The 25,816-nt window shown below is 73.3% G+C and carries 14 protein-coding genes; 13 read left to right on the top strand and 1 reads right to left on the bottom strand.

Annotation, left to right across the window (positions count from 1 at the left end; all coding sequences use genetic code 11):
* Positions 1–133 precede the first annotated feature (133 nt).
* The 13 genes from ACFSL4_RS06335 to fxsT (ACFSL4_RS06275) all read left to right on the top strand — a co-directional run bounded on the left by ACFSL4_RS06335 (position 134) and on the right by fxsT (ACFSL4_RS06275) (position 22,200).
* Complete coding sequence (locus tag ACFSL4_RS06335; RefSeq protein WP_381079419.1) at positions 134–637, top strand: CU044_2847 family protein; 504 nt, start codon at positions 134–136, stop codon at positions 635–637.
* Entirely contained in the window at positions 634–2,898 is a 2,265-nt protein-coding gene (locus tag ACFSL4_RS06330) for a VMAP-C domain-containing protein (protein ID WP_381079417.1), read from the top strand. Before ACFSL4_RS06335 ends, ACFSL4_RS06330 begins: the two co-directional genes overlap by 4 nt.
* A 255-nt stretch (positions 2,899–3,153) precedes the next feature.
* A complete protein-coding gene (locus ACFSL4_RS06325) occupies positions 3,154–4,179 on the top strand; it encodes an AAA family ATPase (protein WP_381079415.1) in 1,026 nt (341 codons plus the stop codon).
* Between the two features lie 7 nt (positions 4,180–4,186).
* Positions 4,187–7,675: an SAV_2336 N-terminal domain-related protein gene (locus ACFSL4_RS06320; RefSeq protein WP_381079413.1), complete on the top strand. Its 3,489-nt coding sequence runs from the start codon at positions 4,187–4,189 to the stop codon at positions 7,673–7,675.
* A 29-nt stretch (positions 7,676–7,704) separates the two neighbouring features.
* A complete protein-coding gene (fxsA, locus tag ACFSL4_RS06315; protein WP_381079411.1) occupies positions 7,705–7,899 on the top strand; it encodes an FxSxx-COOH cyclophane-containing RiPP peptide in 195 nt (64 codons plus the stop codon).
* A gap of 181 nt (positions 7,900–8,080) precedes the next feature.
* Positions 8,081–9,277: an FxsB family cyclophane-forming radical SAM/SPASM peptide maturase gene (locus tag ACFSL4_RS06310; RefSeq protein ID WP_381079409.1), complete on the top strand. Its 1,197-nt coding sequence runs from the start codon at positions 8,081–8,083 to the stop codon at positions 9,275–9,277.
* Positions 9,274–10,848, top strand: coding sequence for an aKG-HExxH-type peptide beta-hydroxylase (locus tag ACFSL4_RS06305; RefSeq protein ID WP_381079407.1), 1,575 nt, complete (start codon positions 9,274–9,276; stop codon positions 10,846–10,848). The genes ACFSL4_RS06310 and ACFSL4_RS06305 overlap by 4 nt, the downstream gene beginning before the upstream one ends.
* 136 nt (positions 10,849–10,984) lie before the next feature.
* Entirely contained in the window at positions 10,985–13,996 is a 3,012-nt protein-coding gene (gene fxsT, locus ACFSL4_RS06300; protein WP_381079405.1) for an FxSxx-COOH system tetratricopeptide repeat protein, read from the top strand.
* Between the two features lie 105 nt (positions 13,997–14,101).
* Positions 14,102–14,512: a CU044_2847 family protein gene (locus ACFSL4_RS06295; protein ID WP_381079403.1), complete on the top strand. Its 411-nt coding sequence runs from the start codon at positions 14,102–14,104 to the stop codon at positions 14,510–14,512.
* Complete coding sequence (locus ACFSL4_RS06290; RefSeq protein WP_381079401.1) at positions 14,509–15,453, top strand: AAA family ATPase; 945 nt, start codon at positions 14,509–14,511, stop codon at positions 15,451–15,453. Before ACFSL4_RS06295 ends, ACFSL4_RS06290 begins: the two co-directional genes overlap by 4 nt.
* Before the next feature lie 18 nt (positions 15,454–15,471).
* Complete coding sequence (locus ACFSL4_RS06285) at positions 15,472–17,388, top strand: magnesium chelatase (protein ID WP_381079399.1); 1,917 nt, start codon at positions 15,472–15,474, stop codon at positions 17,386–17,388.
* Positions 17,378–18,694, top strand: coding sequence for a CHAT domain-containing protein (locus ACFSL4_RS06280; protein WP_381079397.1), 1,317 nt, complete (start codon positions 17,378–17,380; stop codon positions 18,692–18,694). Before ACFSL4_RS06285 ends, ACFSL4_RS06280 begins: the two co-directional genes overlap by 11 nt.
* A gap of 20 nt (positions 18,695–18,714) precedes the next feature.
* On the top strand, positions 18,715–22,200 hold the full coding sequence (fxsT, locus tag ACFSL4_RS06275; protein WP_417820253.1) for an FxSxx-COOH system tetratricopeptide repeat protein: 3,486 nt from the start codon (positions 18,715–18,717) through the stop codon (positions 22,198–22,200).
* 91 nt (positions 22,201–22,291) lie between these two features.
* Here the strand turns inward: fxsT (ACFSL4_RS06275) and ACFSL4_RS06270 are convergent.
* Positions 22,292–25,816: multifunctional oxoglutarate decarboxylase/oxoglutarate dehydrogenase thiamine pyrophosphate-binding subunit/dihydrolipoyllysine-residue succinyltransferase subunit (locus ACFSL4_RS06270; RefSeq protein ID WP_381079393.1), on the bottom strand; the 3,525-nt coding region annotated here is incomplete at its 5' end.

Below are 25,816 nucleotides of genomic sequence, written 5' to 3'. Positions count from 1 at the left end.
GAAGAAGGATAGGCGTGAGCCCGGCAATCCTGTGGGGCGCGCGGGACTCTCGCGCGGTCACCGCCACGCCCGCTAGCCTGCGCACCGTCGGGCAGGACCACGGGGGTCCGGGGGACGGGGAACGGGGGATGCCATGACGCACGAGCCGACGCGCATCGCGCGCATCGAGATGCCGGACGGAACGCCGGTGTGGGCCCGGATATCCGGGGCGGAGGAGCTCGCCGTGCCGTCCGGGGAGCTGTCGTACACCGACACGGGGTTCGCCGACCGGGTGGAGGCGCGGGTCGAGAGCCTCCACTCCGTGGTGACGAGCGTGGCGCGTTCCCTGGCGGGGCCGCTGCGCGCGGTGCGGCCCGACGAGGTCAGCGTCGAGTTCGGCATCGAGTTGACCGCGAAGGCGGGCAAGGTGGTCGGGCTGCTGGCGGACGGCGGGGCCAAGGCCGGTATCACGGTCACCCTCACCTGGCAGGGCGGCCCCCCGATCCCCGGCACGCCCGGGGGCACCGCCTCCGATGCGACGGCCGAACCGCCGCGGCAGGCACCGCACGACCCGGCGGGCGACCCTGGCGCGGGTGCGCCCCCGGGCGCTCGGGGGCACGGTGGTGCCGACGACGCCGGCGGCGGGGGCGGGACATGACGGACGGGCACGCCCGGGGCGCGTCGAGCGCCGACGACGCGGCCCACCGTGCGCTGCGTGAACTCGTCATGGCGGCCACCGTGCGCATCCATCGCGCGGGGGTCGGGTATGCCCTCGACGAGCCGGGCACATTCCTCGGCAGCGGATTCTTCGTCGCGCCGAACTGGGTCCTGACCTGCGCGCATGTGGCAGAGGGCGGGGAGGGGGGTGAGATTGTCGTGGTCTACGAGACCGGGCCGGGGCGCGGGGGGTCCGCCGTGGCCGGGGCCGTCGCGGCCACGGTCCCGGAACATCCGGGCGCGGCCGTGCGCGGCACCTGGCCGGCGCCGGACCTCGCGCTCGTCCAGCTCCGCGAACCCGTCGCGCACGACTGTGTCTACGTCTCCGAGCGGCCCGCCGCCTACTTCGGCGAGGGCCGGGTGTTCTACGCCGGGTGGACCGTGATGGGCGGCCGGTTACAGGTTCTCGACGGGCCCCTGTCCGTGCAGGGCACCCTGGGCGGATGGTCCTCGGGCGTGCAGATGCGCCTCGGCCACAACGACCTCCCGCCCGGGGTCTCCGGCGGGCCCGTCATCGACCCGGTCCGCGGCGAGGTGATCGGCGTCCTGAAGTCGCGCTCGGACCAGGGCAGCGGCGGCACCTCCACGGGAATCGAGCAGTTACGGGCCCTGTCGGTGCCCCAGGGCGAGGTTCGCAGCGAGCACGGCGACCTGTACCAGGCCGTCTTCCACGCCCACGACCGCTACCACCGCGACCGGCAGCGCCACCCCGACTCCGACCGGCCCACCTGGGCCGATGTGCAGAGCCGGCTCGGGGCACGGCCCGGTCGCACGCTCAGCCCCGACGAGCGCATCCAGCTGCTGGGCCGGCTCGCGGAGCTGCCGCCCCCGGCGAGCACCCGCAGCCTCCTCGACATCCTGGAGTCCCTGCCAGACCTGCGGGCCGCGCTCCCGCAGCCGGCACCGCGCGGCTGGCGCGACGGCCTGGGCGCGCTGTACGAGGGCGCGCGCCAGGACGGCGCGCTGGAACTCGTCCTCGACTACGCGATGCGGGTCATGTCCGCAGAGCGTCCTTTCGACGCGCCCGGCACCCAGGACGCGGAGCAGGCCCTGTGGGAGTGGGTGCGGCACAGCGCGGAGGGCCTGGGCCAGCGGTACCGCCGCAGCCTCGCCCAGCAGCGGATCGAGCTGCTGCGGCCACGGCACCGTCCCGGGCCGGGCAGGCCGGTTTCCGGCAGCGGCCGGCACGATCCGGTGGATCTCGTGCCCGGCGTGGCCTCCTGGACGTCCGCGGTCCCGGCCGGTCCCGTCCCGGCCGGTCCCCCGGACGGCCCTGCGCCCGGATCCGAACCGTCCCTGGTCCACGACCGCGCGCAGGGGGAGCACGCGAGGGCGCACACCACGGACGGTGCGTCCGGTCCGTCCACGCTGCTCGAACTCGTGCAGCGGGGCTGGGAGCCGGACCGCTGCGACTGGCGGATCTCCGTGGCCCGTCCCGACGGCGAGGTCGTCCGCCTCGACGAGGCCGAGCGTCTGCCGCTGGGCGAGCTGCCCAGGCCGCTGGCCGGTCCGCTCGCGGAGGCGTTCCGCCAGTGCGACCGCCCCGGACGGCCCGCCGTGCTGCAGGTCGCGCTGCCCGGTGCGCTGCTCGGACTTGCCGTGGACGCCTGGCAGCTGGTGCCGGACGGGGTCCCGCTCGGTGCCGAACGCCCCGTCGTCGTGCGCTGTGCCGACCGCGACCAGCCGCCCGGCGTGGACGAGTTCGGGTTCCCCGCCCTGGACGCGCTCGCGGCCGACGAGGAGCAGCGGGAGCGGCGGGCCCGCTGGCGCTGGGTCCACGCCCACGACGCGCAGGCCGAAGTCCTCGACTGCGACGACGGATTGCGGATACCCGTACCGCCGATGGACCGGCTGCGGGGCCTGCCGCACGGCGCGGTACCGATCCTGTGCCGCTACGGCGACCAGCGGTTCGAGGACGACGCCGTCGCCCTGGCGCGAATCGTGCGCGGTGGCTTCGGAGTCGCGCTGTGGCGCCGCTGGCACGGCCGACGGGACGCCGTGTGCGGGGAGTTCCACCGCGGGGCGGGTGACACGGTCGCGGGGGCGGGCAGCGCCGAGCGGCTGCCGGAGCTGGTGCACGAGCTGCGGGCGGGGCTGCGCGCGGGCCGGGCGGAGACGTACTGGGCCGACGGCATCGCCTTGCTGTACGACGATCCGCACCGGCCCCTGCCGGGGAGCGGCGATCTGCTGGAGGCACCGTGAAGCGACCGGACCGAAGGCCGTTGCGAAGGCCGTTGCGAAGGCCGTTGCGAAGGCCGTTGCGAAGGCCGTTGCGAAGGCCGTGTCGAAGGCCGTGTCGAAGGCTGCGCCAACGACCGGCGCAAAGGTCGGCGCAACGGCCGTGTCGGGGGCCGTGCCCGAGGCCGTACCGCGCCCTTATCAGGCTTCCTGCGGATCGATACCGTGATGCACGTTCGACGGCTGCCCTGGCGGACGAGTGACGACGAGGACCGGATCATGACCGAATCCAGCGAGTGGCTCATCTACCGAGGCGCCGGCGAACCCCACGACGGGATCGAGCGGCTGCCCGCGCCTCCGCCGTGGCGGGACTTCACGGGCCGTGACGCCGCGCCGGGCGGCGGCGACGGGTCCGAGGACCGCAGGCTGGGCGCGTACCGGCATCTGGCCGAGCTGCACCGGCCCGGCGCCGAGGAACTGGAGATGATCAACGCGGCGCTGTACCTGCGCCGCCCGCTGCTCGTGACCGGCAGCCCCGGTGCGGGCAAGAGCACCCTGGCCCACTCGGTCGCCTACGAGCTGGGCCTGGGCAACGTACTGCGCTGGTCCATCGTCAGCCGCTCCACGCTTCAGGACGGTCTGTACCACTACGATGCCATCGCCCGGCTGCAGGACGTCCAGATCGCGGCCCAGGGTGGATACGGCAACGCGGCCGGCTCGCCCGGCGCGGTGGAGAGCATCGGCAGCTACATCCGGCTCGGTCCGCTCGGTACTGCTCTGCTGCCCTCCGACGCGCCGCGGGTGCTGCTCATCGACGAACTCGACAAGAGCGACATCGACCTGCCCAACGATCTGCTCAACGTGCTGGAGGAGGGCGAGTTCCCGATACCCGAGCTCGAACGCCTCGCCGACCGGTTGCCGGACGGCGAGGCCGAGGTGCTGACCGCCGACGGCACCAAGGTGCGCGTGCGCGACGGAAGGGTGCGCTGCCGGGCCTTCCCCTTCGTGGTCCTGACGAGCAATGGGGAACGCGACTTCCCCGCCCCACTGATGCGCCGGTGCATCCACCTGCAGCTGGACCGGCCCGACCACGCGAGGCTCGCCACGTTCGTCCGAGCGCATCTGGGCGACGAGGCCGCCCGCGCGGGCGACGATCTGATCACCCGTTTCCTGGAGCGGTCGCGCAGCGAACTCCTCGCGGCCGACCAGTTGCTGAACGCCATCTATCTGACCGACGCGGCCGCTCCGCCGAGCCGCGACCGCCTGGCCGACCTGCTCATCCAGCGACTCGACCGCCCGAGGTGACGCGCTGATGCCCGACGCGACGGCGCGCCACGGCCCCGGCCTCCCCGGCGAAGGTCCCGGCCCCGGCCTCCCCGGCGAAGGAACCGGCCCCGGCGGCCCGGTCCCGCCCGGTCCCCTCCCGCCCGGTCCCCTCCCGCCCGACCGCGACCCGATCGCCGAACTCGTGGTCCGGCTGCGGGAGATCGGGCTCGACCCGGACGCCGAGGACCTGTGCGACGCCCTGTGGCTGGCCCACTGGACGCGTCCCGCCCCGTCCCGGGGGACCGGGGAGGACGAACCGCGGCAGCAGGTCCCGCCCGCCGTGCCGCCCGAACTCCGGGGCGGGCTGCCTGCGTCCGGCACCCCGGTGGCCGACCCGTCCCGCACCGAGCCGTCCCCTGCGGAGCCCTTGCCGCACGGGGCGGAGGGCGACCGGCGTGTCGCCCTGTACCCCGTGCCGCAGCACGGTGGGCAGCGGGCCGGGGGGCAGGGCAGGACGGCGGCGCTGCCGGTCGGGGTGCCCGTCGCCCCCGCGCTCCCCGCCCCACTCGAACTCCAGCGCGCATTACGGCCGTTGCAGGGGTACCGGAGCGCCGCGCCCCCGCTCAGGTCGGTGCTCGACGAGACGGCGACGGCGGAGCTGAGCGCCCGGGCCGGGGGACTGGTGCTGCCCGTCTTCGTCGCCGTGACCCGGGCCGACGCACGCCTCCAACTCGTGATGGACGCCTCGTCGTCGATGCGGGTGTGGGACCGGATGTTCGCCGAACTGGAGCAGGTCTTCGCGCAGTTGGGAGCCTTCTGGGACATCCAGGTGAGCCATCTGCACCAGGGCCCCGACGGCCGGCCGGCCGTCAGCCGCAGTCCCGAGCCCCACACCGCCCCGCTGCACTCCGCCGACCGGCTGAGCGATCCGACGGGACGCCGTATCACCCTCCTCGTCAGCGACTGCGCGGGCCCCTTGTGGCGCAGCGGCCACGCCCACCGGCTCCTGCACCATCTGTCCCGGCAGGCCCCCGCGGCCGTGCTGCAGCCGCTGCCGCAGCGCATGTGGAGCCGCACCCGGCTTCCGGTCACCTACGGGGAGCTGACTCGTGGCGAGACCCTGGGCGGCGCCGCCGCGCTCCGGGTGCGCACCACGGCCGGTCCGTCCCCCGAGGCCCGGCGCGGTGCCGTCCCGGTACCGGTGCTGCCGCCCGATCCGGTCGCCCTCGGCGCCTGGGCGCGGCTGCTGTCCGGGGCGGGCCCGGTGGCCGGCGCCGTCGGCTGGGTGCTCTCCGACCAGCCGCCCGCGCCCGCCGCGCGCCCCGGCCGCCGCCCGTCCGCCCTCGAACTGGTCAGCCGGTTCCGCTCCACGGCATCCCCGGCCGCGGGCAGGCTCGCCGGCTACCTCGCCGCGGCGCCGCTGTGCCTGCCGGTGATGCAGCTGGTGCAGCGGACCATGCTGCCCGACTCCGGGCCCTCCGAACTCGCCGAGGTCCTGCTGAGCGGCCTGGTGTCGCGCGCCAGGGAGGACTACGGGAGCGACGGCCTCCAGTGGTTCGAGTTCGCGCCCGGTGTCCAGGAGTCGCTGCTGTCACCGCTGGGCCGGGATGAGGCCATCCTGGTCCTCAAGTACTGCTCGGAGTACATCGAGCAGCGCTTCGGCAAGGGCGGTCCCAACTTCCCGGCCCTCGCCCTGGCACAACTGGGCGACGGCGGCCCGGGACACCCCTACGCGCCCGGTGCAGGCTACCCGGGGGACAACGGGGACAACGGGGACAACGGGGACAACGGGGACAACGGGGACAGCGGGGACAGCGGCGGCGCCGCCCTCGTCCCGCAGCCCTTCGCCGAGGTCGCCGCGCGCGTCCTGGAGCGCTTCATGCCCCTGCCCCGGCAGTTCGCCCTCTACGGCCGCCGGGACGGCCCGGACCCCGGCACGGGGCATCCCACGCATGCCGCGGTCCTGCGGGCCCGTTCCCTGGTCGAGCGGTTCGACCAGGAGGGCATGGTGCAGGACCTCATCGACGCCGTGCAGTTGCTGCGGGGTGCCACGGAGCACGAGCAGGCCGCCGGCGCCGACCCGGAACTGTGGGGCGAGTACGCGCACTGCGTGCTCAGGCTGTGGGAGGTGCTGGGCGGCGCGGAACTGCTCCGGGAGGCCGAGGCGGCCGCGGACCGGGCCGTGGCGCACCCCCGCGCGCTGCGCGAGCGGGCGGTGCTCGCCCGGGTGCTGCGTGCCGCCGCCACCGACCGCAGGCGCCACGGCGACCAGCGCGGCGCACTGGAGCTGCTGCGGCGCGCCGACCGCGAGTACGCCGTGGCCTGTGCTGCTCCCGGCCTGGACGAGAAGGAGTCCCTGAAGCTCACTCTGGAGCGTGTGGGCGCACTGGAGTCGCAGTGGCGTCTCGGCGGCGACAGCGCGCTGCTGCAGGGGGCGGTCGGCATGCTGGAGGCGTTCGCCGACGCCTGGCCCGACCGGCGCCGCCGGCCGCCCGAACTGCCGCTCGCCCACGGCCGGATCCTGCTGCGCCTGTCCGGCGCCACCGTGGACCCCGAGCAGGCCCGCCTTTACGCGGAACAGGGGGCGCAGTCACTGCGGAACGCACTGGAGACCGCCGGGGAGGCGCGCCCGGGGGCATCCGCGGAGAGCGCGCGTGACCGGGTCCGCGTCCTCCTCGACCTGGTCGACGCGCTGCTGCGGTCGGGAGGCGTCCTGGACGACGCCCAGGCACGTGTGGACGAGGGGCTGGCCCTGACCAGGGAGCAGGGCCTGCGCGCCGCCCTTCTGGTGCGCGCGGGACGCATCAGCGAGGCCCGCTATGCCGAGACGGGCGACCCGCGTGAACTCCAGGCGGCCGCGGACCGGTTCGCGCAGGCGGCCCGGCGCATGTCGCGGGACGCGCCCGCGCACGCAGATGTGCTCGCCGAGTGGGGCGAGGTGCTGCTGCGCAGGGCGGTGCTGGAGACGGGCCCCCGCTCCCAGGAGCCGCTGTTCCGGGCGATCCGGGTGCTGCGGGAGTGCCGCACGCAGACCCCGGCCGGCAGCCCGCACCTGGCGCACCGCGTGTTGCTGCTGGGCCGGGCGCTGATGCTGCGCTACCGGGCCCGGGGGGACCGGGTCGACCTGCGCGAGGCCGAACACCTCTTCGGGCTCGCCGCGGCGGAGGCGGACGATCCGCTCCTGGCTGCCCGCTGCCGGCTGGAGGCGGGCCAGGTCCGGTTCGAGGCGTACCAGAGCCTGGGGCGCCCCTCGCGCCTGGACGAGGCCGTCGACGCGTTCCGGGCCGCCGCCGAGGCGGCCCGTGAGGCGGAGGCGGAGGCGGAAACGGACCGCCGTCGTCAGGAGGCCGTGGAACTGGGCGCGCAGGCGCACCACTGGCGGGGTATGTCCTACGAGGCGGCAACGCGTCCGCGTGCGGCCCGTGAGGCGTACCGGGCCGCACGGGCGGAGTGGTCGAGGCTGCCGGACGGCAGCGTGACCACGGGCGAGCCGACGGCACGGCAGACGGCTCAGCGGCTGGCGGAGCTGGAGTAGCGGGGCGGATTCGGGAGAGAGGATGTGGGATGGGCGTACGGGATGAGGCCGCTTCCGGGGTGGGGCCGGACCGCGCCGGGGAGCCGCTGCCGGACCTGCTGGGGCTGGACCTCGAGGAGTTGAGGACGATGCGGCATCCGGTGCTGCGCGAGGTGCTGGCCGATCTGCGGGAGCGGGCGGCACGGCCGAGCGAGATGCTGTGGGGGTTCAACAACGCCTTCTGAGCCGGCGGGACCGTAGGTCCAGGGATATCACTTTCGGTCGAATTCATTGCTCAACCGGTCAACTCCGAACGTCGCCCGTTTGTGTTCCCGGATGGGCAGGCATGTGCTCCCCTACGGGTGGGGGCCGTGCCGCGGTGGTCGTACCACCGGAGCACGAGCCGTACGGCATGGGGGTGCTGGAGTGTCGCCACAGGCCGCTCCCGGGCGGATCCCCGAAGGGCCCTTCCCCTTCCGGCAGTTCATCGTGAAGGTGCACGGCCGCTGCAACCTCGCCTGCCGGTACTGCTACCTGTACGAAGGCCCCGACCACGGCTGGCGCGACCGGCCCGCCGCCGCCACGGCCGACGTCCTCGACCGCACCGCACACCGCATCGCCGAACATGCCCGCGGCCACGGCCTGACGGCGGTGTCCCTGGTCCTGCACGGCGGTGAACCGCTCCTGGCGGGCGCGGACACGCTGGGCCGCTTCACCGGCCTCGTACGCGACCGGGTCCCGGCCGGCTGCGTCGTCCACCCGACCGTGCAGACCAACGCCACCCTGCTCACGGGGCGGCGCATGTCCGCGCTCGCCCGGCACGGCATCCGCGTCGGCATCAGCCTCGACGGGGGACTCGCCGCCCACAACGCACGACGCGTCGACCGGTCCGGCCGCCCCTCCTGGCCGGCCGCCTCGCGCGGGGCGCGCCTGGTCGCGGACCGGTTCCCGCAGTCGTACGCCGGAATCCTCACGGTGGTCGACCCGGCACTCGACCCGCTGGAGACCTACGACTCCCTGCTCGCCCTGCGTCCGCCGGCCCTGGACCTGCTGCTGCCGCACGGGAACTGGTCGGCCCCGCCACCGCACCTGGACGGCACCGGCACCCCCTACGGCGACTGGCTGTGCGCCGTCTTCGACCGCTGGTGGGGGGCGGGGCGGCGGGAGACCCGGGTGCGGATCTTCGAGGAGTGCCTCGCGCTGCTGCTGGGACTGCCCGCCGCCACGGAGTCACTGGGCCTCGCGCCCTTCGACGCGGTGGTGATCGAGACGGACGGGTCCATCGAGCAGGTCGACTCCCTCAAGTCGGCGTACGCGGGGGCCGCGGAGACGGGCCTGGACGTCTTCCGGCACGGCTTCGACGGGGCCCTGCGCCATCCCGGCGTGGCGGCCCGGCAGGCGGGCGCCGCCGCACTGGCGGCGGAATGCCGGGCCTGCCCCTTGCTCACCGTCTGCGGCGGCGGCCACTACGCCCACCGCTACCGAGCCGGACACGGCTTCGTGAATCCCTCCGTGTACTGCGCCGACCTGCAACGACTCATCCGCCATGTGGCGAAGCGGCTCGCCGGCCAAGCAGCGCCGGCACTCCGGGCGCCCGTCCCATGGGAAGGGAGCACCCCGTGATACTTCCGGCGGTCCCCGACCGGGCCCTCGCCGAGCTCGGCCGTACCGAAGGCGGCCCCGACACGCTGGCGCTCCTGGTACGCGACCAGGACACCCGGCGGCTGCTGATGCTGCGCGCCGTTCTCGACGCCGTCGACGGGGCGGCCACGGCACTGTGCCCGGCCGCGGCCCGGCGGCGGGTGGCGGAGGACTGGGCGCTGCTGGCCGAGGCGGACCGGGCGGGGCCCCGGGAGGGCGACGGGCCGAGGCCGCACGGGGGCACGACCGGGGGCACGGGCGGGGGCGCGGGCGTGGGTGCGGGCGCCGGGGGCGGGCAGTTCCACGCGCCCGGCCCCGCGGACCTCCCCGGCGGGCCCGCGGACACCCGCCGTCGCTCGCCCGCTCGCGCACGGCTCCTGCATCCGCTGGTCGGCCCCTGGGCCACACGCTGCCTGCGCGGCCTGGACACGGAGACGGAACCGCCGACGCGGGAGCGCACATGGGAACTGCGGCGCGACCTCGCCCACCTGAGCGCACTCGCGGCGGCGGCCGCGGCCCGTGCCGGGATCTCCTTCACGGTGCGGCTGACGGCGCGCGACGGGGCGCTCACCCTGCCGTCCCTGGGGGCGCTGCACACCGTGGAGTCCGGGGACGCCCCGGTCGAGGTCCGCCACCGGCGCGGTCACCTGACGCTGCGCCAGCGGGGCGGCGCCGACGTCGTGGTCCACCTGGAAGACGGCATCGGCGCCTGGTCGGGGGCCCCCTCCTGGACGCCCGCGTACGCGCTGCCCGGTCTGGTGCCGGGCAGCGCGCCGATGCCCCTGGACGACACCGACCCGTACCGCACCGTGCCCGGCGGGCCGCGCTACCGGGAGATGAGCCCGGCGGCGACACCGGACGACGGGGAACGCAAGCGGTGGGTGCAGGCGTGGATGGGAACCGCCGGAGCCCTGCTGCTGGGCGGAGAACAGCGGGTCATGGAGACCGCCGGCCTGCTTCGGTGCCTGGTACCGCTGGCCGCGCCGCCCGCCTCGCCCGCGGGCAGCGACGGCGGCGGGTACTGCAGCGCCACCAGGCGCGAAGCGTTCGGCGCCGTGCTCAGCAGTCCCCCGCCGACGCCGCCCGCCTTCGCCGCGACCCTGGTCCACGAGATCCAGCACACCAAACTCGCGGCGCTCGCCCAGATGGTGACGTTGCATCACGCGAGCCCGGACGAGCGGTACTTCGCTCCATGGCGTCCCGACCCGCGCCCCTACGACGGCCTGCTGCAGGGCACGTACTCGCATCTGGCCCTGGCGGACTACTTCCAGCGCTGCGCCCGTGCCGCACCCGGCCGGACCGAACAGGAGAGCGCATGGGCGCTGTACGCCCGCTACAAGGAGCAAGTGGGTGCCGCGCTGCCCACGCTGGTCGCATCGGCCGACCTGACCGACCGGGGGCGCGCCTTCGTGGACCAGATGGTCGCCACGTACGAGCGGATCGCCGCCTTCCCGGCCCCCCGGGGGCACGCGGCGCGTGCGGCCGCCTATGTGAAGGCCGCCCGCACCCTGTGGCTGCAACGGCACGGGCCGTTGCGCCGGACGCGTGAATGAGGTTGCCGGAACGGGTGAGGCCCGCCGCGCCCGTGGGAAAGGATGCCAACCGCGGAGCGCAAGTATGGAGCAGACCAGTCCGTGCCTATGCGGCACCGCGCCCAGGTTCTACTATGACGCACGGGGAGGCCGCTGCATGTCTGGAGCTCGTACGCCGGTCGGATCAGCCGAGAAAGGGGCCGCGAAGCAGACCGTCACGATCAGCTTCGCCGGGTTCAACCGGGCCTGGGCGGCCTGGATCGGTGACCGGCTGGAGCGCCGCGGGCTCCGCGTCGTGTATCTGCGCTGGGACTCCCCGGCCGAGATCCCGCTGGAAGACCTCCTCCGCGACCTCAAACTCTCCGAGGGACGCGTCCTCATCATCGTCAGCGAGTGGTACTTCCAGCTCGGGCCACGCTCCCACGACGAGTGGAACGCGGCCCTGCGCACGGTCGTGGCACCCGACCCCGCCCGGTTCGCCGCCGTCTCGGTCACCACAGCGCCGGTGCCCACGGCCGCCGCCGTGCTCGCCCCGACGGACCTGACCAACATGGGTGCCGACGAGGCCGAGCGGCGCCTGCTCGACCGGCTGGACCTGCCGATCGACCCGCTGCCCGAATCCGCGAACGGCGCACGGCGCGGGCCGCGTTTCCCCGCCGCCATGCCGGAGGTCTGGGGCGGTGTCCCGCGCCGCAACACACGCTTCACGGGCAGGGAGCCCCTGCTGAACGACGCCTACCACCTCCTCCAGGGCGCCGAGCCGGGCGCGGGCGTGGTGACGATGCACGGCATGTCGGGCGTGGGCAAGACTCAGCTCGCCGCCGAGTACGTGTACCGGTTCGGCTCCGAGTACGACGTGGTGTGGTGGGTCAACGCCGAGAACAGGGTCAGTTACCGCCGCCTCCTCGCCGAACTCGCCCCGAGACTGGGGCTGGAGACGGGCCAGGAGTACGGCGAACGCCTGCGTGCCGTCCGTGACTCGCTGCGTCGCGGTGTCCCCTTCGCGCGCTGGCTGCTGGTCCTGGACGGCGCGGACGAGCCGGACCAGATCTGGGACCTGGTGCCGACGGGCCCCGGCCACGTACTGATCACCTCACGGAACCCGGAGTGGAGCGAGCACAACAGCAGACTGCTGGAAGTGCCCGTCTACGAGCGCTACGAGTCCGTGGCCTTCATCCGCCGTCGCGCACCGCGGCTCACCGAGGCCGAGGCCGACCAGCTCGCGGAGGCCCTGGAGGACCTGCCGCTGCTGCTGGACCAGACGGCCGGCTGGCTCAACGACTCGGACCTGTCGGTCGAGGAGTACATCGGACTGCTGGAGGGCGGCATCGACCAGGACGTGGTCAAGGTATCGGCGGACTTCCCGCTCGCCTTCCAGACGGCGTGGTCGATACTGCTGAACAAGCTGCGTGAGACGGTCCCGGAGTCCGTGGACCTGCTGCGTCTGTGCACGTTCTTCGCGCCCGGCTTCATTCCCGTGCGGCTCCTGAAGGAGATGCCGCACGACGAACTGCCCGAACAGATCGCCGGACTGCTCAACGACCCGCTGCTGTGGAACAAGGCGATCAACCAGCTGCGCCAGTACTCCGTGGTCCGCCTGGAGTCCCACGACACGACCTCCGACGACACGGCGGCCTCGGGCGAGTCGTTGTACCTGCACCGCATGGTGCACCAGATCGTCCGCAAGGACATGCCGGACGAGGACCGCGAGGAGTTCATCGAGGTCGTGCGCAGGGCGCTGGCGGCAGCGGACCCGCGCAGGCCGACGGACCCGGAGCTGTGGCCCGCGTACGCGGAGATCGTGCCGCACCTCGACTACGCGGAGGTGCTCAACAGCACCGACTCGACCGTGCAGCGTCTGGTCTTCAACTGCCTTCGCTACATGTTCTTCTCGGGCGAGTACCAGGCCGGGATCAAACTCGGTGAACGCGCCCTGGACACCTGGCGGTCGCTGCTGGGGCAGACGCACCCCCGGATCTGGGAGCTGACCTACCACTACGCCAACCTGCTGCGCGCGGTCGGCGAATACGGCCGTACGGAGGCCATCGAACGCGTCGCGGTCGATCACCTGAGAGAGGAGCGAGGTCCGCAGGACCTGGAGCATCTTCGCGCGGCCGGAGGGCTCGCCGCCGACCTGCGCGGCCTGGGCCGCTACAACGAGGCATTCGAACTGTCCCAATGGATCCTGGCGGCGTATCGCGAACTCCTGGGCGAACAGGACTCACGCACCCTCAACGCCCAGAACAACCTCGGCGCCACACTGGTGCTGCTGGGCCGCTACGAAGAGGCTCTCGGCCTGGACAGGCAGACCATGGAAGCGCGGCGTCTCCTGCTGCGGGCACGCCATCCGTGGACCCTCTATTCGGAGTTCGCCTACGCGACCGATCTGCGCCTGCTGGGCCGCTACCCGGCAGCCGAGTCGATCCAGGCGAAGAACGTGAAAGAGCTCCTCAACGTGATGGGGTCCAACAACCCGTACACGCTCAAGGCCCAGCACAACCTTGCGTTGTGTCACTACCGCAGTGGCGACCGTGAGAAGGCGGGCCCGCTCCTGGCCCGTGTGCTGGAGCGGGCGGAGCGCGTCTTCGGCGAAACGGATCCGAACACGCTCATTTTCGTCACCAGTCAGAGCTGCTTCGCCCGGGAGAACGGTGACATCGACCAAGCCCGTGAGCTCAGCGAGGCCGTCGTCGCCCGTTACGAGATGATGCTGGGCGATGGGCATCCCTTCGTCGCCGGTGTCCGGGCCAACCACGCTCTGGTCCTGCGCGGTGTGGGCGAACGCGAGCACGCCCACGCCCTCATCGAGCAGTCCCTGGCCGACATGACCGCGGCCGTGGGCGAGAGCCATCCCTGGACCCTGGGCTGCGCCATCAACGCCTCGGCCCTGCGCAGCCTCGTCGGTGACCCCGAGTCGTCGGCCGAGCTGAGCAAGGCGACGGTCGCGCGGGCGAGCGAGGTCCTGGGCCGTACGCACCCCATGACGCTCTCCGCGCGCATCGCCCATGCCGCCGACCTCCGGGCGCTGCGCGACCGGAGGCAGGCTGAGAAGGTCGAACAGGAGGCGCTGTCGGATCTGGCGGCGACGCTGGGCTCGCAGCATGTCCACACGGTCTCGGCCCGCGCCCGCAACCGCCCGTACTGGGACTTCGAACCCCAGACGGTCTGACCGAACCGCAGCCGTGCCCGGTCCGCATAACCCCCGACGCACCGGGGAAGGACCCATGTCTCTCAACATGGCCGCAATGCATGGGAGTTGACTCAAGGGGGACGCGTGGTGATCTTAGTGGGGCCCGTCCCGGCGGGAGCGGACGGGCCCATTCCCATCGAGGTGGCAGCGGACCTCGGGCCGGATTCCTCACCCGACGGCCTCGACCTCGTGTACGGCGACGAGGAGACCAGGGACACGGCCGCCCACCGAGTCGTCCAGGTCGCCCGGGACGCCTACACCGACGGGCTGGACCTCGCCCGGCGCTGCGCGGCCCAGGCGGTACGGCGTTTCGGGGAGCTCCAGGAGGGCGTCCGGCCGGACGAGATAGAGATGCAGCTCTCCATCAAGGTCGACGCGGGTGTGGCGGCCCTGGTCAAGAGCGGGGCGGAGGCACAGCTCCAGATCACCTTCAGGTGGCGGACGGCCGCCGCGCCGGGGGATCCGGCGCCGGGCCCGGAAGGCGCCGTCTCGTGAGCCGCGCCACCGGAGAGGTGCACATCCTGCCGTACAGCCGTGTCGTGGGCCAGGAGGAGCTGAAGCTGGCGCTGGAACTCAACCATGTCGTGCCCCGCATCGGCGGCGTGCTCATGGCCGGCGCCCGGGGCACCGCCAAGTCCACCCTCGTACGGGCGTTCGCCCTGATGGCCCATGACGAGCTGCCCGTCACCCTTCCCATCAACGCCACCGACGACCGCGTCCTGGGCGGCTGGGAACTGGATGCCCTCATCCGGGGCGAGCCGCGGCCCCAGCCGGGTCTCCTGGAGGACGCCGACGAGAAGGGTCTGCTGTACATCGACGAGGTGAATCTGCTGGACGACCACCTCGTCAACATCATCCTCGACGTCGTCTCGACCGGAGTGCTGTCCGTGCAGCGTGAAGGTCTCGCCACCGCCAGGCACCTGTCCTTCGGGCTCGTCGGCACCATGAACCCCGAAGAGGGCGGTCTGCGGCCCCAGCTGCTCGACCGCTTCGGGCTGATGGTCACCGCCGGGCGGCTGGACGTCGAGGCGCGCCACCGCATGATCCGCACGGTGCTGGACTTCGAGGAGGAACTGGCGGGGGAGGAGTCCGGCTGGCTCGCGGCGGCCGCTCGGGAGGACCGCCGGACGCGTACGCGGCTGGAGACCGCCCGGGACCGCGCACCGCGGGTTCATGTGCCCGACGAGGTCGTCCGGTTGTGCGCCGAGGCGGCCGAGCGGGTGGACGCCGTGGGCCAGCGCGGCGAGATCGTGGCCACGCTGGCGGCCCGGGCCCTCGCCGCGCTGGAAGGCGCGGACCAGGTGGAGCGCGTCCACCTGCGGCGGGTGCTGCCCATGGCGCTTCGGCATCGGCGGCCGGAGACCGCCCACGGCGGCACCTTCGACTGGGGGCCGGACGAGCAGACCCGCATCAGGGATCTCTTCGAACCCCTCTGACCCGCCTGGTTACGCATCGTGGCATCCGATCTGCCGAAGGGCCTCGCCGTGTCCGAACCCAGCGCGCCCGAGGAACCCGACGACCTCGCCCGGCGGCTGGCCCGCGCCCTGGTCTGCGCGGCGGCCGAACCCGCCCTGCCCGGGGTACTGCTCTTCGACCTCGATCCCCGGCTCATGGACTCCGTGGCACAGCTGTTCACCCGGATCGTCGCCGGCTCGGGGGTCCTGGACCGCTCCGGGCCCGAGCAGGTCCCCCTCATGCTGGGCGCCATCACCCGTGACGAGGACCTCTGGGTCCGGCCGCGGCTCCGGCGCGAACCCGACGGCATCGTGTTCCGCGTCGAGCCGGGCCCGCTCGTCGGGGCGGACGGCCGTCCCGGTCCGCCACCGGTGGTCGTGGTCCCCGACCTGGCCCGGCTGAGCGTCGCGGGGATGCGTGCGGCGGTCCAGCTCCTCGGCGCGGACGTCGCCGTGGTCGAGCACTCCGGTCTGCGTCAGGTGGCCCGTCCCCGGGCCCGCTGGCTGGCGGCCTGTCGTTCGGCCGACGCGGGACGGCTCAGTCCGCACCTGCTGGACAGGTTCGCCGTCCGGCTGCAGGCCGCCGCCCTGCGGCTGCCTCCGGCCGACCACCTGCTGGCGACCCTGCCGGCCGGCTGGCGCACCGCCGCCGCGCAGGGCGTTCCGGTCGCCCGGGTCACCGACGAAGTCCTCACACGCGTACCGGAGTTCCTCGGGCCGGACGCCGGCGTCCGCAGGGAACTCGCGCTGGCGAGGCTGGCCCGCACCCTGGCGGCACTGGACGGCGCACCCGCGGCCTTGGCCCGCCACTGCGACGCCGCCGCCCTGCTCATGGGGCTGACCGCGGCGGACGCACCGCACCCCGGCGACGGGGACTCCGGTGCGGCGGATCCCTCGCCCTTCGCCCAGCGCCCCCGCCCGGCATCCCGCCCCGTTCCACGGCGCGGGGACGGCGCACCGCCCGGCGACCGGCCACGCCCCGAGGACGGCGAGCCGCTCCTGGAGAGCGAGCCGCCCGAAGGAATCGGCACGGGCGAGGGCCGGGCCCCCGTGGTGCCGGCCACCCCGTACCCCGAGGACGAGGCGGAGGTGCTGCGTGACTTCGCCCCCTTGCGCAACCCCTGGCAGCGCAGGCGGGGAGCCGCCTCCGCGCGCGGAGTCGCGGTGGGGACTCGGCGGGCGAGGGACCTGCGCGACCTGGCCCATGTGCGCACCGTGCGGGAGGCCGCCGTGCACCAACGCGTCAGGGGAAACCGGCGGTTCACGGTGTCGCCCGTCGACCTGCACAGTTACGTCCGCGCCGGCACCCCCGAACGCATGCTGGTCCTGGTCTTGGACCACACCTGCCGACCCGGCGACTGGGACTGGCAGGACGCGCTCACGCCGTTCCTCCAGTGGGCGTACACCGGGCGGGCCGCGGCCCAGGTCATCGAGGTCGGCAGCGCTCAGGCCCGGGACGAACTGCGGGCCGAGTCCTTCGCCGTGCGCAGCGTTCTCGACCCCAGGGTGCTCGCCGCGCTCTACCGCCCGGCCGGCCGGGCCACACCGCTCGCGCACGGCATCGAACAGGCCGCCCAGGCGCTGCGCCGTGCCTTCCGGCAGCACGGGAGCGCCCTGGCGGAGGCGTGGCTGGTCGTGGTCACGGACGGGCGCGGCAATGTCCCGCTGCGGGCCAGTCACACCGGCCGGCTGAGCGCACCGGTGGCCGCGGTGGGCGTCGAGGACACCTTCGAAGCCGCGGCACGCATCGGCGCCATCGACCGGACCAGGCTGCACGTCGCCGTCGTGGACGCGGCCCGGGAGCCCTACGGGGACCTGCCGTTCACGCTGGCCGAGACCTTGGGCGGGAGCGTCGTCGAGGGACGGCCCGTCCAGCGGACCCGAACCGCCGACGAGGGGGCCGCCGGTGAACGGTGACCCGCAGCGCGCCGCCCGCTGGCTGACCGGGGCAGCCACCGTCATGCGTCGCGGTGCCCTGCCCGGCCTGAGGCCCGCCGCCCGCCGCGAACCCGCCTCCCTGGGGCAGTTGCGCCGCTCGCACGAACCGCCCTCCGGTCTCGGGGGCAGCGAGGTCCGCCCGGTGGCCCGCCTCGACGAGGGTTTCGCGGTGCTCCGCGTGGCGAGGGCCGAGTCGGGGGACGGGCAGGAGGCGTACGCGCTCCACGGCTGGTGCGGCGAGCTCACCCTGACCTGCTCGGCCGGCCCCACCCGCCTCGTTGCACCGGCCGTCAGCCTCGGCAACGTCAGCGGCGACGGCGAGTACCCGTCGGAGATCCTGCGGGGCATCCAGCTCTGGTCCGGCAACCAGCCGGAACTCGCCCGCTGGATCAACCGGATCCGGGCCCGGCACGGTGACACGCTGCGGCTCGTGGTCTGGGACGACACGGGATACGAGCTTCCCTGGGAACTGTTCTGGGTGCCGGCCGACACCGAACGCGGCCTGGAGGGCGGACCGCTGGGCGCGCGGCTGGTCCTGGTCCGCTGGACCACCGTGCACGACGCCGGCCAGGACCTGCCGCGCGAGAGAGGCGAGTGCCACGGGCGGGTGCTCAGCTACCTCCACAAGGACATGGCCGGCGACGGACGGGTCTTCGCGCGGTACGCCCACCAGTCGCACAAGGAGATGACGCCCTTCCTCGCGGCGCTCGACACACCCGTCGACCACACCGGTCTCGTCTACATGGGCTGCCACGGCACCTACGGCCCCACCGTCCCGCGCCTGTCGCTCGGCGACCGCACCTGGGCCGAGTTCAACGGCCAGCCCATGGGGGTGCTGGACGTGGACCGCGCCCTCGTCTGCCTCAACGCCTGCCACTCGGGGCGCTTCGTGAGCAACAGGGCCCAGGGGGAGTACGCCCTGCGCGGTTTCGCCGAGCTGTTCCTGCGCAAGGGGGCGGGCGGCTGCATCGTCACCGCGGGGAAGGTCGGAGACCACGAGGCACGCAAGCTGGTGCGCCGTCTGGTGCACGAGGTGGCCACGCACCCCCGGCAGCCCGTCGCCGAGACCCTGCGGTCGTTCCGGGCCCGGGCGGTGGACGACTTCGGCTCCCTGACGGCCATCCCGACCACGCGCAACGACGACGGACAGGTCGACCGGGTGGGCCAGAAACGGGTGCTGCGCCTCCTGTACGCCTTCATGTTCCACTACTACGGGCATCCGCTCACCACGCTGCGCCTGGCGACGCAGGACGGGCAGAGCGCCGGGGAAGGGGCCGGACGGTGAACGGAGACCAGCACCCCCTGATGATCGAACCCGAGGTGGCGTGGCCCCGCGAGGCCGAGACGGAATGCGACTACCTGGTCACCGTCGACCTGCGCGGCCCTCTCCCGGGACCGGACGGCGCACCCGGGGACTGGCCGTACTCCGTCGAGGAGTTCACCTTCACCGTCGCGCTCGACGGGTCTCCCTCCTTCGTGTGCACGGCGCTCGACGAACCGAGTGTCGTCCTGCACCGATTCGGCGGCACGTACGGGGCGGCGCGCTTCCGCGTGTCGACGACCGGGGAGACGGGCCCGGCATCCCTGTGGCTGACCATCAGCAACCAGTGGGGCTTGCCCGTCCGCAAGGCGGAACTGCGCTCCGAGATCCGGGAGCGGCAGCCGGGGCGGGCTCCCGCCGCGAAGCTGGTGGACGTCGTGCGGGAACGGACGACCGCCGCGACGAGGCGGCCGGCACCGTCTGCCGCCCCCGTGCACCCGCGGCCCCAGCCGCCCGGCGGGCGGAGCGGTCCGGAGCGAAGCGGTCCGCCCGCCCCGCTCCCGGTGCGCCGGCCGCTGCGCACCGGCCCCCAGACGGTCACGATCAGCCACGCCGGATTCAACCGGGCCTGGGCGGCCTGGATCGGGGACCGACTGAAGCGGCACGGTCATCGTGTCGTCGACCAGCGCTGGGATCCGCCTGGCGGGGCGCCCTTGGCGGACCTCCTCGGAGAACTGCTGCACGCGCCCGGCCCGGTACTGCTGGTGCTGGGTGAGAGGTACTTCGGGGCGGGGGCGAGGTCCCCCGAGGAGTGGAACGCGGCCCTGTACGAGGTGGCCGTCCCGAACGCGGACCGTTTCGCCGCCGTGTCGCTGACGCCCTCCGGACTGCCGGAGGCCGCGGCGGCCCTGGGCCCGGCCGGTCTGTACGACCTGTCCGAGTCCGAGGCCGAGCAGCGGGTCCTGGAGGTTCTCGGGCTGCCCTCCGGCCCCCCGCGGGAGTCCGGCGACGGCGCCCATCGCGATGGCCCCCGCTTCCCGGCGCAGACCCCGCGGGTGTGGGGCGGGACACCGCGCCGCAATCCCGGCTTCATGGGCCGTGACGCGCTCCTGGGGGAGACCCGCCGCCTTCTGGAGCGCGAGCGGGGAATCGTGACCCTTCAGGGCATGCCGGGAGTGGGCAAGACCCAGCTCGCCGCCGAGTACGTGTACCGGTTCGGCTCCGAGTACGACGTGGTGTGGTGGGTGAGCGCGGACGACCGGACCTCCGCGCGGCAGCAGCTCGCCGAACTGGCCCCGGCGCTGGGGCTGTCCACGGGCGCGGAGTACGGGGAACGGCTGCGGGCCGTGCGGGAGGCACTCGGCCGCGGGGAGCCCTACGCGCGCTGGCTGCTGATCCTCGACGGCGCCGACGAGCCGGACGAGATCGAGGACCTGGTGCCGGAGGGAGAGGGCCATGTCCTGATCACGTCCCGCAATCCGGTGTGGCGGCGCCACGGCAGCGCACTGCTCGAAGTGCCGGTCTACGACCGTGCCGAATCGGTCGCCTTCGTTCGCCGCCGGGCACCGCGGCTGACGGATGCCGAAGCCGGGCGGCTGGCCGAGGCCCTGGAGGACCTGCCGCTCCTGCTGGACCAGAACGCGGCCTGGCTGCAGGACTCCGGCATGTCCGTCGACGAGTACCTGGACCTCCTGAGCGCCGGTCCGGGTCTGACGGGCACGACGGTGTCGGCCGACTTCCCGCTCACCTTCCGCACCGCTCTGTCCATCCTGGTGAACAGGCTGGGCGAGAGCTGCCCGGAGTCCGTCGTACTGCTGCGCCTGTGCACCTTCTTCGCACCTGGCTCCGTGCCCGTGCACCTGCTCCGCGAGATGCCCGCCGACGACCTGCCCGAGTCCGTGTCGGGACTTCTGAGCGATCCCCGCGTGTGGGGCAGGGCGATCGGCCAGTTGCGCCAGTACTCCGTAGCCCGCCTGGAATCCACCGAGTCGAGCCCCTCCACGGGACACATCTCACTGCACCGGATGGTGCATCAGGCCGTCCGCACCGACATGCCCGACGAGGAGCGGGGGGTGTTCGCGGGCGTGGTGCGCCGCGCTCTCGCCGCCGCCGATCCGCGGCGGCCCGCCGACCCGGACGCCTGGCCCCGCTACGGCGAGATCGTCCCGCACCTGGAGTACGCGGACGTGCTCGGCAGCACCGACCCGGTCGTCTCCACCCTGGTCCTGAACTGTCTGCGCCACCTGTACCTTTCGGGCGAGTACGGCACTGGCGTCCGGTTCGCCGAGCAGGCGCTGACCGCCTGGCAGGAGCGCTTGGGCGCCCACGCCGAGCTGCTGTGGGACCTCGGCCACCACTACGCCAACCTCCTCAGGGCGTGCGGTGACTACGAGCACAGCGAAGCCGTCAGCCGTACGGCGGTGGAGCAGTACCTGGCGGTGAGCGGCCGCCGGAACCTCGGGTATCTCCGTGCGGTCGGCGGCCTCGCCGCGGACCTGAGGGCACTGGCCCGTTACGAGGAGGCCCTCGCCCTCTCCCAGGAGGTCGTGGAGGGCTACGAGGAACTCCTCGGGACGGCCGAGCCGCGCACACTGTCGGCCCGGAACAACACGGCGGTGTCGCTGCGGCTGCTCGGCCGGTACAGCGATGCCCTCACCATCGACCGGCGGACACTGCAGGACCGCCGACGGATACTGGGGGCCCGGGACGTGTGGGCTCTCTTCTCGGCGATCTACTGCGCCACGGACCTGCGCCTCCTGGGCCGCTACTCCGAGGCCGCACAGCTTCAGGAGCAGAACCTGGCCCTGCACCAGGAGGTGCTGGGCCCCACCCACCCGCAGACCCTGCGGGCCGAGCACAACTTCGCCCTGTGCCTGTATCGCGGCGGCGACCGGGAACGGGCCGGGCCGCTCTTCGCCCGCGTGCTGCGCCGCGCGGAGCGGGTCCTGGGCGACACGGACCCGCTCACCCTGCTTCTCGCCACCAGCCAGAGCTGCTTCGCCCGTGACCACGGCAGCCTCGACGATGCCCGTCTGATCAGCGAGTCCGTCGGCGCCCGCTACGAACGGCTGCTGGGGCCTGCACACCCGTACACCGCCGGAGCCCGCGCCAACCACGCCCTCGTCCTGCTCCGGCTCGGCGCGCCGGAGCAGGCCCGTGTCCTTGCCGAACGCGCCCTGGCGGACCTGACGGCCGCGGTGGGGGAGCACCACCCCTGGACCCTCGGCTGCGCCGTCAACGCCGCAGCGCTGCGCACCGCCGTCGGCGACCCCGAATCCGGGGCCGCCCTCAGCCGGCGGACGGCCGCCGGCGCCGGCGACCGGCTCGGTGGCCGGCATCCCCTGACGTTGTGCGCACGCATCGCGCTCGCCGCCGATCTCGGGCAGCTGCGCCGGCACCGGGAAGCGGAGCAGATCGAGTCGGAGGCCCTGGCCGCGCTGACCGCTGTCCTCGGAGCGCGGCACCCGCAGACCGTCGCGGCGCGGAAGCGGGTGCGCCCGTACTGGGACTTCGAGCCGCAGACGACCTGAGACCCCGCGACGCCCCGGGCACGCCGAAAGGGCCCGGCCCGGGGAAACCCCGGACCGGGCCCTTTCGGTTCTGCCGATCCTGCCCGGAGGCTTACGCCTCGAACACCTCGCGCACCAGCTGCTGCTGCTCCGCCTGGTGCCGCTTCGCGGAACCGACGGCCGGGGAGGAGCTGTGCGGGCGGGAGATCCGGCGCAGGCGCTCGCCCGCCGGGATGTCCGCGCCGACCGCCAGGTCCAGGTGGTCGATGAGGTTCAGGGCGATGAACGGCCAGGCGCCCTGGTTCGCAGGCTCCTCCTGGGCCCACAGGTACTTCTCGGCGTTCGGGTACTTCTTGATCTCCGCCTGGAGCTCGGCGCCCGCCAGCGGGTACAGGCGTTCGAGGCGGATGATCGCGGTGTCCGTCACGCCGCGCTTGCGGCGCTCGGCGTCGAGGTCGTAGTAGACCTTGCCGGCCGTGAAGACGACCTTGCGGACCGCGGCCGGGTCCACCGACGCGTCGCCGATGACCGGGCGGAACCGGCCCGTCGTGAACTCCTCCGCCTTCGACGCGGCGGCCTTCAGACGCAGCATCGACTTCGGTGTGAAGACCACCAGCGGCTTGTGGTGCGGGTTGTGCACCTGCCACCGCAGGAGGTGGAAGTAGTTCGACGGGAGGGTCGGCATCGCGACCGTCATGTTGTTCTGGGCGCAGAGCTGGAGGAAGCGCTCCGGGCGCGCGGACGAGTGGTCCGGGCCCTGGCCCTCGTAGCCGTGCGGCAGCAGCAGCGTCACACCGCTCGTCTGGCCCCACTTCTGCTCCGCCGACGACACGAACTCGTCCACGACCGTCTGGGCGCCGTTGACGAAGTCGCCGAACTGGGCCTCCCACATCACGAGCGCGTTCGGGCGGGCCAGCGAGTAGCCGTACTCGAAGCCCATCGCCGCGTACTCGGACAGCAGCGAGTCGTAGACGTTGTAGCGGGCCTGCTCGTCGGAGAGGTACTGCAGCGGCGTGTAGTCCTCGCCCGTCTGGCGGTCGATGATGACCGCGTGGCGCTGGCCGAACGTGCCGCGGCGGGAGTCCTGGCCGGAGAGCCGGACCGGGACGCCCTCCAGGAGCAGCGAACCGATCGCGAGGGTCTCGCCCATGCCCCAGTCGATCGTGCCCTCCTCGACCATCGCCGCCCGGCGCTGCAGCTGCGGCAGCAGGCGCGGGTGGACGGTGATGTGGTCGGGGACGTTGACCTGGGACTCGGCGATCCGCTTGACGACCTCGGCGGACACGGCGGTGTCCACCTGCACCGGGAAGCCGTCCTGCGGCTCCTGCGCCGTGGACGCGGCCGGCTGCGACGTGGCCTCGCGGACCTCCGTGAAGACCTTCTCCAGCTGGCCCTGGTAGTCCTGCAGCGCCTGCTCGGCCTCCTCCAGGGTGATGTCGCCCCGGCCGATCAGCGACTCGGTGTACAGCTTGCGCACCGAGCGCTTCTTGTCGATCAGGTCGTACATCAGCGGCTGGGTGAAGGCCGGGTTGTCCGACTCGTTGTGCCCGCGGCGGCGGTAGCAGATGAGGTCGATCACCACGTCCTTGTTGAACGCCTGGCGGAACTCGAAGGCCAGGCGCGCGACGCGCACCACCGCCTCCGGGTCGTCGCCGTTCACGTGGAAGATCGGGGCCTCGATCATGCGGGCCACGTCCGTGGCGTACATCGAGGAGCGGGACGACTCCGGGGCCGCCGTGAAACCGACCTGGTTGTTGATGACGATGTGGACCGAGCCGCCCGTGCGGTAGCCGCGCAGTTGCGACATGTTCAGGGTCTCGGCCACCACGCCCTGGCCCGCGAAGGCCGCGTCGCCGTGGATCGCCACCGGCAGCACCGTGAAGTCCGTGCCGCCCTTGTTGATGATGTCCTGCTTGGCGCGCGCCACGCCCTCCAGGACCGGGTCGACGGCCTCCAGGTGGGAGGGGTTCGCGACCAGGCTCACCTTGATCTGCTCGCCGTCCAGGCCCGTGAAGGTGCCCTCGGCGCCCAGGTGGTACTTCACGTCGCCGGAGCCGTGCATCGACTTCGGGTCGAGGTTGCCCTCGAACTCGCGGAAGATCTGCGCGTACGACTTGCCGACGATGTTGGCCAGGACGTTCAGGCGGCCGCGGTGGGCCATGCCGATGACGACCTCGTCCAGGCGGGACTCGGCCGCGCTGTCGATCACCGCGTCCAGCAGCGGGATGACGGACTCGCCGCCCTCCAGGGAGAAGCGCTTCTGGCCGACGTACTTCGTCTGCAGGAAGGTCTCGAACGCCTCCGCCGCGTTCAGCCGGCGCAGGATGCGCAGTTGCTCCTCGCGCTCCGGCTTGGAGTGCGGGCGCTCCACGCGGTCCTGGATCCACTTGCGCTGCTTGGGGTCCTGGATGTGCATGTACTCGATGCCGGTGGTGCGGCAGTACGAGTCGCGCAGCACGCCGAGGATGTCGCGCAGCCTCATCATCGACTTGCCGGCGAAGCCGCCGACCGCGAACTCGCGCTCCAGGTCCCACAGGGTGAGGCCGTGCTCGACGATGTCCAGGTCGGGGTGCTTGCGCTGGCGGTACTCCAGCGGGTCGGTGTCGGCCATGACGTGGCCGCGGACCCGGTAGGAGTGGATCAGCTCGAAGACGCGGGCGGCCTTGGTGACGTCGTCGTCGTGCGAGGCGTCGATGTCCCTGAGCCAGCGGACCGGCTCGTACGGGATGCGCAGGGCCTCGAAGATGTCGTCGTAGAAGCGGTTCTCGCCGAGGAGGAGGTTCGCGACGACGCGCAGGAACTCGCCGGAGGCGGCGCCCTGGATCACCCGGTGGTCGTAGGTCGACGTGAGCGTCATGACCTTCGAGACGCCGAGCTTGTTCAGCGTGTCCTGGGAGGTGCCCTGGAACTCCGCCGGGTAGTCCATCGAGCCCACGCCCATGATCACCGACTGGCCGGGCATCAGGCGCGGGACCGAGTGGACCGTGCCGAGACCGCCGGGGTTGGTGAGGGAGACCGTCACCCCGGAGAAGTCGTCCATCGTGAGCTTGCCGTCGCGGGCGCGGCGGACGATGTCCTCGTAGGCCTGCCAGAACTCGAAGAAGTTGAGCGTCTCGGCCTTCTTGATCGCCGCGACGACGAGCTGGCGGTCGCCGTTCGGCTTCACCAGGTCGATCGCCAGGCCGAGGTTGACGTGCTCCGGCTTGACGAGGGTCGGCTTGCCGCCCTTCTCCGCGAACGACCAGTTCATCGACGGCATGGCCTTGATGGCCTGGACCATCGCGTAGCCGATCAGGTGCGTGAAGGAGATCTTCCCGCCCCGGGCGCGCTTGAGGTGGTTGTTGATGACGATGCGGTTGTCGAACAGCAGCTTCACCGGGACCGCGCGCACGGACGTGGCCGTGGGGATCTCCAGGGAGGCGTTCATGTTCTTCGCGACGGCGGCGGCGGGACCACGCAGCGTCACGGCCTCGGCACCCTTGGGGGCCTCGGCGGCGGGCTCGTCCTTCTTGGGCGCGGAGGGCGCCGCGGCGGGCTTCGCGGCGGCAGGTGCGACCGGGGCGGTCGCGGCGGCGGGCTGCGGGCTGGCGGGTGCCTGGGCGGCCGGTGGCGTTATGCCGGATGTGCTCGCCGCGTC

The organism is Streptomyces caeni (assembly GCF_042678285.1).
GTDB classification, from domain to species: domain Bacteria; phylum Actinomycetota; class Actinomycetes; order Streptomycetales; family Streptomycetaceae; genus Streptomyces; species Streptomyces caeni.
The sequence above is the reverse complement of the archived record's forward strand: the minus strand, read 5'-3'. Positions and strand labels throughout refer to the sequence as shown.